The sequence below is a fragment of the Flavobacterium sp. FlaQc-52 genome, assembly GCF_044007495.1.
In the GTDB taxonomy this organism is placed as follows: domain Bacteria; phylum Bacteroidota; class Bacteroidia; order Flavobacteriales; family Flavobacteriaceae; genus Flavobacterium; species Flavobacterium cupriresistens.
In genome coordinates this window covers 291953-307955 of record NZ_JBIPCV010000003.1, presented here as the reverse complement: position 1 = coordinate 307955, position 16003 = coordinate 291953, and the positions used below count along the sequence as shown (strand labels likewise).

The 16003-nt window shown below is 36.3% G+C and carries 11 protein-coding genes; 2 read left to right on the top strand and 9 right to left on the bottom strand.

The annotated features are described in order from the left end of the window. Positions 1-253 precede the first annotated feature (253 nt). Positions 254-718, bottom strand: coding sequence for a regulatory protein RecX (locus ACHRV5_RS07930; RefSeq protein WP_047779341.1), 465 nt, complete (start codon positions 716-718; stop codon positions 254-256). 311 nt (positions 719-1029) lie between these two features. On the opposite strand from ACHRV5_RS07930, the gene ACHRV5_RS07925 reads away from it, so the two are divergent. Then, a complete protein-coding gene (locus ACHRV5_RS07925) occupies positions 1030-7593 on the top strand; it encodes a T9SS sorting signal type C domain-containing protein (RefSeq protein WP_395426381.1) in 6564 nt (2187 codons plus the stop codon). Positions 7594-7677: 84 nt separating this feature from the next. Here the strand turns inward: ACHRV5_RS07925 and ACHRV5_RS07920 are convergent, their stop codons facing one another. From ACHRV5_RS07920 to ACHRV5_RS07890, 7 genes are all read right to left on the bottom strand, one after another. Next, entirely contained in the window at positions 7678-8844 is a 1167-nt protein-coding gene (locus tag ACHRV5_RS07920; protein ID WP_395426380.1) for a beta-ketoacyl synthase N-terminal-like domain-containing protein, read from the bottom strand. Between the two features lie 128 nt (positions 8845-8972). Further along, a complete protein-coding gene (gene bioA, locus ACHRV5_RS07915) occupies positions 8973-10244 on the bottom strand; it encodes an adenosylmethionine--8-amino-7-oxononanoate transaminase (protein ID WP_395426379.1) in 1272 nt (423 codons plus the stop codon). Positions 10245-10271: 27 nt separating this feature from the next. Beyond that, complete coding sequence (gene bioD / locus ACHRV5_RS07910) at positions 10272-10889, bottom strand: dethiobiotin synthase (protein ID WP_395426378.1); 618 nt, start codon at positions 10887-10889, stop codon at positions 10272-10274. A 74-nt stretch (positions 10890-10963) separates the two neighbouring features. Beyond that, positions 10964-11578: a hypothetical protein gene (locus tag ACHRV5_RS07905; protein ID WP_395426377.1), complete on the bottom strand. Its 615-nt coding sequence runs from the start codon at positions 11576-11578 to the stop codon at positions 10964-10966. Next, a complete protein-coding gene (locus ACHRV5_RS07900) occupies positions 11568-12071 on the bottom strand; it encodes an RNA polymerase sigma factor (protein WP_395426376.1) in 504 nt (167 codons plus the stop codon). Before ACHRV5_RS07900 ends, ACHRV5_RS07905 begins: the two co-directional genes overlap by 11 nt. A 7-nt stretch (positions 12072-12078) precedes the next feature. Further along, positions 12079-12942, bottom strand: coding sequence for a TraB/GumN family protein (locus tag ACHRV5_RS07895; protein ID WP_395426375.1), 864 nt, complete (start codon positions 12940-12942; stop codon positions 12079-12081). Between the two features lie 476 nt (positions 12943-13418). Then, positions 13419-14555, bottom strand: coding sequence for an aminotransferase class I/II-fold pyridoxal phosphate-dependent enzyme (locus tag ACHRV5_RS07890; RefSeq protein WP_395426374.1), 1137 nt, complete (start codon positions 14553-14555; stop codon positions 13419-13421). A 261-nt stretch (positions 14556-14816) separates the two neighbouring features. Here ACHRV5_RS07890 and ACHRV5_RS07885 point away from each other — a divergent pair, with 261 nt between their 5' ends. Next, positions 14817-15623, top strand: a complete 807-nt coding sequence (locus ACHRV5_RS07885; protein WP_395426373.1) for a DUF3667 domain-containing protein — start codon at positions 14817-14819, stop codon at positions 15621-15623. 79 nt (positions 15624-15702) lie between these two features. Here ACHRV5_RS07885 and ACHRV5_RS07880 read toward each other — a convergent pair whose 3' ends face one another. Then, positions 15703-15984, bottom strand: coding sequence for a F0F1 ATP synthase subunit epsilon (locus ACHRV5_RS07880; RefSeq protein WP_047777070.1), 282 nt, complete (start codon positions 15982-15984; stop codon positions 15703-15705). Positions 15985-16003: the final 19 nt, after the last annotated feature.

Below are 16003 nucleotides of genomic sequence, written 5' to 3'. Positions count from 1 at the left end.
ATGTTAATTCTTATAAAAGCAAAGTGATAAAACATAAGAATAATCGTAAAATACAGTTAGAAATAGCGTATTTTTTAATTTAAAAAGTCTAAAAAAGCGAGTTTTGATGCGTAATATGCAAGAAAGCCTCAATTTACAAACATAGGTTCCAGGGTGCTAAATGAGGTTTAACACTAGCAATCTGATTAGCGCTAATGCCTTTTTTAAGTAACGCAAAAATTAGATTTTTACTACCGGAAAAGAAAATCGAGTTTTATTCCAGTTCCTTCATTTTTTCATAAACCAAGTTACTTTCATAACCTCTTCGCAACAGATAATCGCAGAATTTTTTCCTTTTTTTAAGCGTGTTATTTTCATGAATACTATTCCAGCATCTTTCCGAAAGTTGTTCAAAAGTAGTTTCATACTCTTCTGCCGAAATTTCTTTTAATGCCAAAGTGATATTAACGGCAGAAATCTGTCTGGCTTTTAACTCATTTGTGATCCGAATTCTGCCCCAAAATTTAATGCGGTGTTTACCTCTGGCAAAACTGCACGCAAAACGTGTTTCATTTAAAAAATTACCATCAATTAACTGAACTACTATCACATCAATTTCGTCTGAGGTCATCTTTAAACTGTACAATTTGGCAACCACCTCTGCATGACAGCGCTCCTGATAGGCGCAAAAATGTTCTAATTTGAGTAAGGCCTCCTTTGGGGTACATGTTGAATTCATGGCTTTTTTCCTGCTTTTTAACTATTCTTGCGAAAAATAGTCATTTTGTTGTTAAAATTCGGCCTTTATTTTTCAATTATCTCAGAAACTCTTTTTCTAAAATGTTGTATATGTGCAGAATTATAATATTTTTGTACGCCGAATTGGATTATTCAATAATGCTCAAAAACAAGCACTTAAATAACTGATTCTAAAATTTAAAACCAAAAGAAAAACACTACTCAGGTTTACTATCCGACATAATAGAGAACCGGTGCTTTTTTTATGTGTTTTAGCCCAAAACAAATTTAAAATATAAATACCACACGCTGATGATTAAAAAATTACTTTTATTCGTTGATTTCTTATTTTGTCAAAAAATAAACAAACCCAAAAGTTATAAGGTGTTTGGTTTACTTCAATTTCTTTTTTTACTATTTTTTACCGGAATTGGGAATGCACAGGTTGCTAACTATGCTTTTACTCAGACAAGTGGGACATATACTACTATAACCGGAACGAGTGGAGTACAAACGATGTTCTCAAATGGTTGGGATGATACTGTTGGTGCAAATGTTAACTTAGGCTTTTCGTTTACCTTTAATGGAGTAACTTATACCCAATGTTCCATTAACACGAATGGATTTGTAACGTTTAGCTCTTCGTCCTCAACAATTTATTCAAACGGTAATGAATACAGCCCTATCTCATCAACAACCGGATATAGTGGTGCAATTAGTGCTTTAGGAAGAGATTTGATAAGCAACGGTTCTTCAATAACTTACAATACTATTGGTACAGCACCCAACAGAACTTTTGTAGCACAATGGACAAATGCAAGACGTTACTACAATAGTAGCTCACGTAGTGGAGATTTTAATTTTCAAATTAGATTAAATGAAACCACTAATGAAGTACAAATTGTTTATGGTGCTTGTACTAGTAGCTATAACACAGATATAACTGTACAAGTAGGTCTAAGAGGCGCATCTAATGCAGACTTTAACAATAGAACCACATCAAATAACTGGCCAGCATCAACAGCAGGAGGAGCTAATAGTAATACTTGTAATACAGGTAACGGATCAGGAGAACTACCTACCAACGGTTTAACCTATACTTGGACCCCAAGCGTATGTAGTTTTACCAATTTTACAACAGTTAGACAAATTACCAATGTAAAGCTGAACACAATAGATAACAACAGTACAGCAACCACCAGTTACGAAAATTTCACAGGAGTCAACACCACTTTGGTTAAAGGACAAAATTACACGGTCTCTGTTAAAGGTATTACGGCATCAAACAGCAACATTTTTTATACTGCTTATATAGACTGGAACCAGGACAATGATTTTACGGACACTGGTGAAAAATTTAACATTGGTACTATTAACAATTCTACCGGAGCGGATGGCAAAATTGCGTCGGTTTATTTTCAAATACCTACTGACGCTACCCTAGGAAGTACCCGTATGCGTATCATTGGTCAATCTACTGACTATGTTACAAATCCTTGTACCACAACCGTAACAAGTCCAGAGGGACAGGTTGAGGACTATACGATAATTGTTGGTGATGTATGCACAGGAACACCAACTGCCAGTACTACTTTATCAACAGCCACAACGGTATGCCCAGGTACCCCATTTACATTATCTCTGGGAACTACTACTTATTCGGATGGTACTACTTATGTATGGCAAACTTCACCAAATGGTGTTGATACATGGACTAATGCTACCCCGACACCAACCACTTTTTTCGGTACTGAAACTTTTAGTTCACTACCTGCCAACACCAGTATTTCCGGAAATGCAAGTATAACCGGTGGTCAATTAGTATTAACGCCTGCTGCTACTAGCCAAAAAGGAGGTTTTTTAGTTGACAAATCTCCCGGATCTAATATAAATGCTTTTACAACTTCATTTGATTATACTGCCGGAGGCGGAGGCGGTGCTGATGGTTTTAGTTTAAGTTATGCAGGAGCATTGACAAATACCGATAGTGGCGGAGAGCTTGGAGAAGGCTCAGGTATTATAGTTCAATTTGACACCTATGATAATGAGGGTGTAGCAAATGGTAGCCGTATTCGTATTCTTTATAATGGAACAGGTGTTTTTACTTCCGCTCTGGATGTTCCTTTCAACATAAGAACTACTACAGCACGAAATGTTGTTTTGTCAGTAGATAACAAAGGATACCTGTCTCTTACTATGGTAAATTCTTCAGGTACTATAATTACAGTAGTCTCTAATTTTTTATTACCAGCTGCCTATCTTTCAACGGATAAATCAGCCTGGAAATTTAAATTTTCAGCACGAACAGGAGCTATAACTGACATCCATACTATTGATAATTTACTTATCCGATATTTAGATGTTACAAACTCTAAATCAACCTTTACTACTACACAAACTGTAAAAACATTTTATCGTGCAAAGATAACCTGTACTGCTTCAACAACTGACTCTACACCAGTAGCGGTTGATGTGATTTCTGCTACCATTACTCCAATGACAGCTTCAGTTTGTTCAGGATCTCAATTTACGGCGACACCAACAACGGGAACCAACGGAACTATCCCATCCGGAACGACTTTTACCTGGACAGCCCCAACTATAGCAGTATCTGGAGCCATCACGGGAGGTGTAGCAAGTACCGGTACTCCTAATGGTAACATTATTGGTACACTTACAAATACAACCACAACGCCACAAACGGCTACTTATACCGTTACTCCAACTACATCGGGTTGTGTAGGGGTTCCGTTTACTTTGACAGTAACCGTAAACCCTAGACCAATCGTAAGTTATACAGCGCAACCGGGAACAAGTACTTGTATAGGAACAAATGTTACCTATACTACTCAACCTAGTATGACTAATTACATCTGGGGATTCCCAGGAGTTGCCGGAACAGATTATACTATTGTTTCTGGAGGCACAAATGCAAGTAACACCGTAACTTTAAAATATTTAACAACCGGAAGTAAAACAGTAACGATTAACTATACAAACGCTAATAGCTGTACAGCAACAACGGCAACTTCATCAACTGCAACTACAGTTAATGCGTTACCTATTGTAACTTTTACAGCTCAACCGGGAGCAAGTGCTTGTGTGGGAACAAATGTTATCTATACTACTGAAGCTACTATGTCTAATTACGTTTGGGTATTCCCTGGAACTGCCGGAACAGATTACACTATTGTTTCAGGAGGTGCAAGCACAAACAATACCGTAACTTTAAGATATTTAACTACCGGAAGTAAAACGGTAACTGTTAACTATACCAACACTAATAGTTGTACAGCAACTACAGCCACTTCATCAACTGCAACTACAGTTAATGCGCTACCTATCGTAACTTTTACAGCTCAACCAGGAGCAAGTGCGTGCGTTGGAACAAATGTTACCTATACTACTGAAGCTACTATGTCTAATTACGTTTGGGTATTCCCTGGAACTGCCGGAACAGATTACACTATTGTTTCAGGAGGCACAAATACAAGTAACACAGTAACTTTAAGATATTTAACAACCGGAAGTAAAACGGTAACCGTTAACTATACCAACACCAATAGTTGTACCGCAACTACGGCAACTTCATCAACTGCGACTACAGTTAATGCTCGACCTATCATAACCTTTACAGCTCAACCGGGAGTAAGTACCTGCGTTGGAACAAATGTTACTTATACTACTGAAGCTACTATGTCTAGTTACGTTTGGGTATTCCCTGGAACTGCCGGAACAGATTACACTATTGTTTCAGGAGGTGCAAGTACAAACAACACCGTAACTTTAAGATATTTAACTACCGGAAGTAAAACGGTAACCGTTAACTATACCAACACTAATAGTTGTACCGCAACTACGGCAACTTCATCAACTGCAACTACAGTTAATGCGCTACCTATCGTAACTTTTACAGCTCAACCAGGAGCAAGTGCGTGCGTTGGAACAAATGTTACCTATACTACTGAAGCTACAATGACCAATTACGTTTGGGTATTCCCTGGAACTGCCGGAACAGATTACACTATTGTTTCAGGAGGTACAAACACAAACAACACCGTAACTTTAAGATATTTAACTACCGGAAGTAAAACGGTAACTGTTAATTACACCAACACCAATAGTTGTACCGCAACTACGGCAACTTCATCAACGGCAACTACAGTTAATGCTCGACCTATCGTAACCTTTACAGCTCAACCAGGATTAAGTACCTGCGTTGGAACAAATGTTACTTATACTACTGAAGCAACTATGTCTAGTTACGTTTGGGTATTCCCTGGAACTGCCGGAACAGATTACACTATTGTTTCAGGAGGCACAAGCACAAACAATACCGTAACTTTAAGATATTTGACTACCGGAAGTAAAACGGTAACTGTTAATTATACCAACACCAATAGTTGTACCGCAACTACGGCAACTTCATCAACTGCAACTACAGTTAATGCTCGACCTATTGTAACCTTTACAGCTCAACCGGGAGTAAGTACCTGCGTTGGAACAAATGTTACCTATACTACTGAAGCTACTATGTCTAGTTACGTTTGGGTATTCCCTGGAACTGCCGGAACAGATTACACTATTGTTTCAGGAGGTACAAGCACAAACAATACCGTAACTTTAAGATATTTAACTACCGGAAGTAAAACGGTAACCGTTAATTACACCAACACCAATAGTTGTACTGCAACTACGGCAACTTCATCAACTGCAACAACGGTTAATGCGCTACCTATCGTAACGTTTACTGCTCAGCCGGGATCAAGCGCTTGTGTGGGGACAAATGTTACTTACACCACTGAAGCTGGTATGTCTAATTACGTTTGGGTATTCCCCGGAATTGCCGGAACAGATTACACTATTGTTTCAGGAGGCGCAAACACAAACAATACCGTAACTTTAAGATATTTAACTACTGGAAGTAAAACAGTAACGATTAACTATACAGATACTAATAGCTGTATAGCAACATCTGCTACATCTTCTACAGCAACAACCGTAAACGCAGGACCAACAGCACCAATAGTAGGCACAATAACACACCCAACCTGTATAATAGCAACAGGAAGTGTACAATTAAGTGGCTTACCTACTACAGGAACCTGGACCTTAACAAGAACACCGGGTGCTGTTCAAACAACAGGATCAGGAGCAACAACTTCAATAACAGGTCTTGCAGCTAATACTACCTATACTTATACTGTTAGTAGCGGTGCATGTCCGTCTGTATCTTCAGTCAACGTTGTTATAAACCCAATACCTCAATTGGCAACCTGGAATGCAGGATGGACCAATGGGCCTCCAACAATTAATCAACCCGTACTTTTTGAAGGAGACTACACGTCAACAGCGGATGTAAATGCTTGTAGCTGTACAATAGGCTTAACAGCTAAAGTTGTAATTAGCATTGGAAATACTTTAAAAATTACCAATGGTCTGACAGTTGCAAACACAGCGAGCCTGACTTTTGAGAACAATTCAAGTTTAGTGCAAACCAATGATGATCCTACTATCAATTCAGGGATCATCACCTACAAACGCAAAACATCACTTCGCCTTACTGATTACGGATACTGGTCTACGCCTGTAAATCCTAAAAAATTAGTAGATGTATCTCCTTTAACTTTGTCTGATAAATACATGGGCTTTAATGGAACTGGTTGGGTCATCACCAATTCAAATACCGAAATGATAATTGGTAAAGGTTACATTATTCGTGGTCCTCAAACCTTTTCTAATGTAGATAGAGCGGATTTCACTGCTGAATTTAAAGGTACTCCAAACAATGGTGCTCTCAACGGTGAGACCGTAGAGGCTGATAAGTTTTACCTGATCGGTAACCCTTATGCATCTGCTCTGAACGCTAATAGTTTTTTAGATGACAATCCTTTCATGAACGGAACGCTTTATTTCTGGACACACAATACCCCTATAGGCGGTTCAAATGGTCTGAAATATCTTGCTGATGATTACGCTGCTTTTAATCTAACAGGGGGAGTAAATACCAAAGCACCTACGGGCGATGATGCACCCGGAAATAACGATTCTGAGCCATCCGGTTATATCGCTGCAGGACAATCTTTCTTTGCAAGTGCGGCCAGCCCGGGAACAGTTTCTTTTAAAAACTACATGCGAGAAGGTGGCGCAAATAACGGTCAGTTCTTTAAACCGGCAAGACCATCAAAAGAAAAAGCAAGCAGAAATCGCATCTGGATTAACATCATCAATAAGGAAGGGATTTTCAAACAAACACTTCTTGGTTATGTCAACGGTGCAACAAATAGTTACGAAAACAGATATGACGGTGAATCTTTTGACGGCAATCCTGCTCTTGACTTTTACAGTATCAACAACGATCGTAATCTTGTTATTCAAGGACGTGCTCTGCCTTTTACAGACACTGATATTGTTCCTTTAGGATATCGTAGCGCCGCTGCTGGTGATTATACCATCTCAATAGGAAAAATAGAAGGCGATCTGATCAATCAGAACATTTTCATTGAAGACAAAACGACAGGGAAAATCCATAATTTAAAAACAGCGAAATATACCTTTACCACTGCAAAAGGAACTTTTGCAGATCGTTTCGTACTGCGTTATACAGATAAAACATTAGGAACGGGAGATTTTGAAAACACCGAAAACAATGTTTTTGTTACGGCTAAAAACAAAGTAATAAAAGTAATCTCTGCAAAAGAAACGATTAAAGAAGTTACGATTTATGATGTTTCAGGAAAACTACTTTATAACAAAAAGAAAATTGGTGAAACGGAATTGCAAATCGCAAATTTACAATCCGCTAATCAGGTTCTATTGATTAAGGTTATCTTAGACAACAATCATACAACCTCCAAAAAAGTTATATTTCAATAAGATATAAACACCGATTTAAGCATAAAAAAAATCCATTTGTTCAGACAAATGGATTTTTTTTATGCTTTATTTTAATGTTTTCAATTAAGCCTTTTCAATTAGAATACTGACCGCATTGCCACCAAAGCCAACGGCATTAATCAATATTTTTTTTAATGGCTTACTTTGTTTTTGCACTTCGGCAAAAGGAACATTAACAAACGTATTGTGCTGCAACATCAAAAGAGCAAGTTCCAGACTCAATATTCCGGAAGCTCCAAAAGTATGTCCGATCTTCCATTTATTAGTCGTTAATAAAGGCATTTTAGCCCCAAAGACTTTTTCAATAGCACGCAACTCCGTAAGATCTCCTTTTATGGTTCCGGGAGCATGCATTACGATCGCGTCAATTTCTTCCGAATTAGTATCCTTTAACGCCATTTTCATGGACTTTTGAAAACAATCCGCTTCTGCAGAAATCGAAATATTATGTTCTAAAATTTCCGTTGCATAACCAACACCTGTAATATAGGCTATAGCATTTTCTTTCTCTCCGGCTTCGAGGCAACACACCGCAGCTCCTTCGCCCAAAACCATAGTGTTTTGCGTTTTCTCAAAGTCAAAAGCAAGATTAGGCCACGACCCTTCCTCCTGATCAACACGGGAATATATTTTTAGGGCTCTCATCTGAGCGATCGTAAAATCGGTCAAAGGCGCTTCACTCCCTCCTACCAAAAATTTATCCGCCATTCCTGATCTCAACCATGCCACACCATTTAAAAGAGCATGAAGTGCTGTTGAACAGGTAATCGAATGCGAAATTTCCGGACCAACACTTTGTAGATCGTGCGCTATCCATGACGAGATATTACCCAAAGTTGTGGTTGGCGAAGCTAGAGTTTGTGCTTTACCGGTATCGATATATTCCTTATAATGCTTTTCGAATAAATCGGTAGCACCACGGGAAGAACCTATATTTATTCCGAAAACGTCCTCTTTATTCCAACCTGCTTTTTCGACCGCTTTTCGCGAAGCAGTCAAAGCAAACAGAACAGAGTCGTCTAAAAATTTGTATTTAATATCCGATTCACGAACCTCGGCTACAATTTGTTTTGATTCAACATCCAAAGCCGCAACAGAAGTTTGCTGCTGATCTAAAAATTGCTTCGAAAAACAATGTTGATTATCCAGATATTTTTCCCAGATTTCTTCCGCATTATTACCCAATGGAGAAATAGAAGAGAAAGCTGTTATGGAGATTTTTTTATTCAATGTTTTTTATTTAACCGCAAAGTTCGCAATGTTCCTGCAAAGTTTGCAACGTTTTTAAATATTTAAGCTACTAAAGTCAACTAAACTTTGTTTAAATGAACTCATATAACTCATATGGCTTAAATCAATTAGACCATATCAATTGCCTCTTCGATAGTCGAATAGACTTTTTGAAGCTGCGCATCAGTCATAATGTATGGAGGTAAAATGTAAACAATATTACCAACCGGCCTTAAAATAACTCCTTTTTCAATAAAGAAATTGTAAAGTTTGGTTCGCATCGAACCGTAATAACTTTCTTCTGAATCTGATTTTATTTCAACTGCAAAAATAACCCCTAAAGTTCGGGCAGTAATTACTTTTGGATGGTTCTCGATTTTCTTCTGAAAATTTAGATGACTTTTATTTATTCTTTGAATGTTGTCCTGCATTTCATCCGTCTGCAACAAATCAATACTGGCCAAAGCCGCCGCACATCCGGTTGGATTTGCTGTAAAAGTATGACCGTGGAACAAGGCTTTATTAATATCATCATCATAAAACGCATCAAAAACCTCTTGTGTAAAAGTCGTAATCGCCATTGGAATAGTCCCTCCCGTTAATGCTTTCGACAAACAAATCATATCGGGTTCTTCGGCAACATAATCCATTGCAAAGGTTTTTCCGGTTTTACCAAAGCCCGTCATTACTTCATCGGCAATGGTTAAAACTTTATTCTCTTTACAAATTTGAAGTAAGGTAGCCAAAGCTTCTGGTTCGTACATAACCATTCCGGCTGCACCCTGAACTAAAGGTTCAAAAATAAATCCGGCACAAGTATGGTTTTTAATCACGGCTTTCAATGCCTCAAAACTTAACTGTTCCGATCCTTTCACAGGAACCGGAATTCGTACCACATCAATAAACATTCCTTGAAAAGCTTGTGTATAAAAAGAGATTCCGCTTGCCGCCATAGCCGCAAAAGTATCTCCGTGAAAAGCATTTTCAAAAGCAATTATAGTGGTTCTTTTTTCATTTTTATTGAAAAAATATTGCAGTGCTACTTTTATAGCCACTTCAACCGCTGTTGAACCATTGTCTGAAAAAAATATTTTCTGCTGATTCTTTGGTAAAATTTCAATAAGCTTCTCCGCCACTTTTATCGCAGGTTCATGCGTAAAACCGCCGAACAAAACATGCTCTAAAGTCGTTAATTGCTTGTAAATCGCATCGGCAATAAATTTATTACTGTGCCCGAACGGATTTACCCACCACGATGCAATCGCATCAATATATTCTTTATTATTCTCATCCCACAACAAAGCGCCTTCTCCTCTCGAAATGGCTATTGGAGTTTGTGCGGTTTTATGCTGTGTATAAGGATGCCATAAATATTGGCTGTCTTTTTCTGTTAAGGTCATCTAATTTTAGATTTTAGAATGTTGATTTTAGATTGCTAACAAATTCTCGCGGAACAAATCTGCGTACTCCCGGATTACATTTTGATCAAAATAAGGTTCTTCATCTATTCTTCCGATGCATTTTACCGCTGTTTTATTCAAAATTAAATCTTCGGTAGCTTTGTTTTCGCTTCCGCTAAAGATAATTCCGGCCACCTCAAAACCTCTGTTTTTTATTGCTTCAATAGTCAACAGAGTATGATTGATGCTTCCTAAGTAATGCCTTGAGACTACAATCACTTTGTAATCGGATTGAATTAAATCGACAATTAAATCGGTTTCATTCAGCGGAACAAAAATTCCACCGGCTCCTTCTATCACCAAATGATTATCGGTTTTTGGCTCTTTGATTTCGCTCAATTCAATTCTCACTCCATCAATTTCTGCTGCCAAGTGCGGACTTGCAGGCGTATTTAACCGGTAACTATTCTCAAAAATACGGGATTTAGAATTTGAAATTTTTGACTTGATTTTATCACTGTCCGAGTTATCCAGATCTCCGGCCTGAACAGGTTTCCAATAGTCGGCTTCTAAAGCTTCAACTACAATTGCAGAAGTCACCGTTTTACCTACATCTGTAGAAATTCCTGTAATAAATATTTTCATTGCTCTCTTTTAATAGTATGCAAAAATACCAATAAAAACAACAAACCCATCATTACGATGGGTTTGTTGTTTAACTACTCTTCTTTTAATTGATCTATAACCTTCTTTATTTCTTTGGCGTACTTGCCATAAAAAAAATGAACCCACCACTCTAAACCCAACCCCATCGAAAGAATTGCAAAGACAACCACCGAAAAAACACTTATAATTTCTGCATTGCTAAATTCAAACATCACAAAATCAGCCTCTTTTGAAGACTTAAAATAAACAAAAACAACTAAATACAAGATCATAAATGGCGTCAATGCAAACCCGAACGTTTTATACAATTCCATATTTAATCTGATATCAAAATAAGTCTCGTATAAACTGTCCTTTGTACTTAATGCAACGGTGTTCAATCGCTTATAAAACAAATACAGCTTCGCCAAATAATATATCGTAACAGCGACAGCCATACTGTATAACAAATAGAAAGGCACAATAAATTTTTGTTCAAACGAACAGATATAAGGCACAAATCCGATTAAAAAAACTAAGATAACCTGCAAAATTAGCTCGTATTTCAGATTTTTTTTGATCCTGTCCAAAGGTGTATTGGCGGACCTGATTTTCTCTAAATTATCCGGAAGAATGATCGAATCCGATTTTTCATTGTTCCATGCGTTTTGTATGTCGTTAAAATCCATATCCCTGATTTTTTATTATTTCTTTTAGTTTTTCTTTTGCTCTGTTTAATTTTACTCTGGCATTTCCCTCCGAGATCCCTAAGTTATCTCCAATTTCTCTATGTGAAAATCCTTCTAATTGGTAAAAAATAATTGCTTTGTCTATTTTTTCTAATTTTTGAACTGCTTTATAAAAATGATCAATCTGACTTTCTTTTATGTGCGAATCATCCTCCTCTTCTTTAATATTCTCTGAAGCAATCTCATATTTATCAACCTTCCGTTTTTCTTTCTTTAGGAAAACAATTGCCGTATTAATAGCCACCCGATACATCCACGTCGAAAATTGACTTTCATTTCTAAAGGACTCATACGATTTCCAAAGCTGACAAACAATTTCCTGAAACAAATCCTGCTGATCATCTGCCGTATCCATGTACATTTTCGACACTTTGTACAAGATTCCTTTATGACTTTCTATTCGATTTAAAAATTCTTTTTCTTTCTCTTTCAAAATAGCTCTAATTCATCACTGGTTTTACTGTGTATCCCGCTTTTCTCAACAAATTAATTATTCCTGTATCACCACCCAAGTGAGCCGCTCCAACTGCAAAAAAGACACTTTCCTTTTTCATCTGCTCCGGCATAATCTTGATCCAATTAGCATTTCTATCGTCAAGCATGTATTTCTTAGCTTTAAGATTCATTATTTTTTCATCTGTCGTCAATTTATACAAAGACTCCATATCTTCATTTTTATAGTTGGCTACTAATTTAGTCGTTTCATCAGCACTAGTTTCTTCTAGCATATCAATCATTTCAACATCAGAATAGGCATTTTCAAAACTCTCGCATTGCGATTTTACGGTTTCAAGACCTCCAACCTCAATTTGACGTTTTTTTGCCATTTCGATAAAATTCATTTCATAAAATTTGAGGTCAGTACAACCAAAGCTTTTCATTGAGATCAGACTCATAACAGTCAACAAACTAAAACTATCCACCTGTTGTATCGTCATTCCGGCATTTTTTTGCAGAATTACATTCAATTTTGACAACTGCTCCGGAGCTAATTTTTTACTTAATGGTACTTTTCCCATCACCATTTCCTGTAAGTCCACCATCTCTTTAGGGTCGGCAAAATTAATTTCCAGTACCAATTTATCTGATTTCTCGAATGCCTTATTTGTTTTTTCAGAAATAAAATAATCCCCTGCGCAAATCATATGAACGGTTCCATACAAATAAGATGGTTTAGTTAATCCTTTTCCTGACACTTCCCATAGAAGTGAATTTTCTAATTTAGGAGCATTCGTTTGAGCGTTGGTTGTTCCATTAAAAATAAATAGTACTACGGCAATTGTTGATTTTATAAAATTTTTCATTTTGTTGATTGATTAAAATTATTTGGTTTAATTATTTAAAAATTCTTCTATTTATTCACTGATCTTACTTTTTTGCCAAAAAACTACAGCCAATAAAAAACAGGACACAGCACTAATAAGAAAGTGTTTGTTCGGATGGTTTAACAAAAATTGATTCACCACCGCAAATCCAAATACTGCCGAAGTAAAAAAGATAGAAATAAAATGGAAGCTTTTTGATTTTGATAAAAGTGATATTGTTTTCATAATGGTTTTGATTTATTTGATTACGACTCGTAAGTAATCAAAGCATAAAAACGTTACAAATAAAATTTACATTTTTACATAAAATCAGTAAAATCAATATCTGACAAAGGAGTGTTTTATTCTCAAATGGTCAATTCCACAGAGACACACAAAGAAAAAAGCAAAGATTCACAAAAAACTTAGTGTCTCTCTGCGTACCCTTTGTGAATCTCTGCGAAACAATATATCTTCTAAAACACAAAATTGCCTAACAACTGCAAAATCTGATTGATTTCCTCTTCCGAATTATAACTATGAATACAGAAACGAAGTCTTTCCTGCCCTTCCGGAACGGTTGGAGAGAGTATTGGTTTTACATCAAACCCTTTATCTTGTAGTTGTTGCGCCAGTTTTTTTACATTTTCATTGCCCGGAACGATCGCCGACTGAATAGCCGATTTACTTCGAACAAACATGGGCTTCAAACCCAACAAGTTTTTTTGCTGATTAAAAAAGATAATATTCATTCGTAACTTCTCGATAACCAACTTTTCAGTTTCCAAATGCTGGTAAGCAGTCAGAATTGTAGATACCGAATGTGGAGACAATCCCGTAGTATAAATGAAACTTCTGGCAAAGTTGATTAGATACTCTTTAAGTTCAACACTACCTAAGACAGCTGCTCCATGACACCCCAACCCTTTTCCGAAAGTCATGATGCGGGCGAAAATACGATTGTGCAACTGCAAATACTGCATTAATCCCTCCCCTTTTTCACCAAAGACACCCAATGTATGTGCTTCATCAACCACCAGAAAGCAATTGTATTTTTCAGAGAGTACGACCAGTTCTTCTAAATTCGGACTATCTCCATCCATAGAAAAAACAGTTTCGGTAACAATGTAAATAGTTGTATCCGGAAATTTAAGAATAAGTCGTTCTAAATCTTCAAAGTCATTATGGTTAAATCGATAGGATTTGGCATTAGACATGATAATCCCATCACGAATCGAAGCGTGACTCAATTCATCATACAGAATAACATCATTTCTTTGCGGTACAGCGCCAAAAAAACCAACATTGGCATCATAACCCGAATTAAAGATCAAAGCTGATTCAGCATCATGAAACTGTGCTATAAAAGATTCAGTGATTTGATACAACGAATGGTTCCCTGAAATTAATCGTGATCCCGTCGCTCCATTCTGAATGAGTTCGTTTTCGATTAGATAATGATGTGCAAGTTTAAAAACAGATTCCGATTTAGAAAACCCAATATAGTCGTTAGAAGAAAAATCAACAAGATTATTAAAACTTGGTAATTGTCTCAGCGAATTATTTTGCTTTCTGTTTTCAAGCTTTTGGGTAAGATTTTCGGGTAATTTCATAAAAGCAAAGTTATGAAATTCCAATTTATGAAATTCCAAATTCCAACTTTTCGAATTCTATCTTTTCAAAAAAGCTTGCGCGAAATCCTGTTTGTTTAAGCAAATGAGACTATTTATGAAAATCTTTCGGTTCTGCAAAAAGCGCAACGTATCATTAGCGATTAACATAAATAGTATTGTTAATTAAAATATTAATATTTCTAATTTTCAATTCACAAACTGATTATGAGTAATTTGTATATTGCATTAAAAAAGAGAAGAATGAAGATTATTTGCAAAAACTGTGAAACAGAAAATTATCCGGATTTTAATTATTGCCCTGAGTGCAGTCAAAGAGTAAATTTGCATCGTATAAGTCCGCACGAGATTTTTCATGAAGCTATTCATTATTTTTTACACGCAGACAAAGGGATTTTTCAACTTATTATGTCTTTGACATTAAAAAGCGGAACTGTAGCTAAGGAATATATCAATGGCAAAAGAAAGAAGTACTTTCCCCCACTTAATTTTTTCTTATTGGTTGCCGCTATCTTTGTTTTTATTTCCAATATCCCAAAAGAGACACCTCCTATTGATATCCCAAAAGAAAATCAGGAACTTAGCGCTATTTCAGATCCTGTTCAAAAAGAGAAAATCATACATCTTTACGAACGAAAAGAAAAAATGTTTCATTTCATAAAAAAATATTCTAATCTAATGGCGATGATGGCGCTACCGCTACTTGCCTTTTTTTTCTGGCTGTTTTACAAAAAAGAAAACTACAACTATACAGAACACCTTGTGGCAGGCATGTACATGCTGGGCTTTTGTATACTCGTTAATACGCTTTTAATTTTACCCATATCTTTATTATTCCACTTATCGACTAATTATCAAGCTTTGTTTTTTCTACTGTTTCAGCTCTTTTATTTTACACTCTTTTATTATAAGTTTTTAAATAAAGACACCAAACTTCAACTTGCAAAAACCTTTGCAGTAAGTGCTTTAGGGATCATATCCTGGTCAATTATATCAGGACTTACTGTACATACTTATATTTCGAGTGGTTTTTGGGGAATAATACAATAACAAAAAGTCATTCATTTAAAATAAACAAAAACAAAAAAGCCAGACAATGTCTGGCTTTTTTACTTATTCTAAAATCGTCTTAGTCTGCTAAAACAATAATCTTATTGTCTTTCATTTCGATAGTACCTGATTCAATTTCCAAAGTATAGGTTTGATCATTTACTTTCGTGAATTTACCCGCTACTTCTTTAGAAAAACTGAAGCTTGAAGCTACAATTTTAACAGTTCCTTTTTCTAAAATAGAAACGATAGGAGCGTGATGATTCAATATTTGAAAGCTTCCATCAACTCCAGGTACTGTAACCGAAGTTACTTCTCCTGAAAATAATTTTGCTTCTGGTGATACTATTTCTAAAGTCATAACTATTTTTTAAAATTCC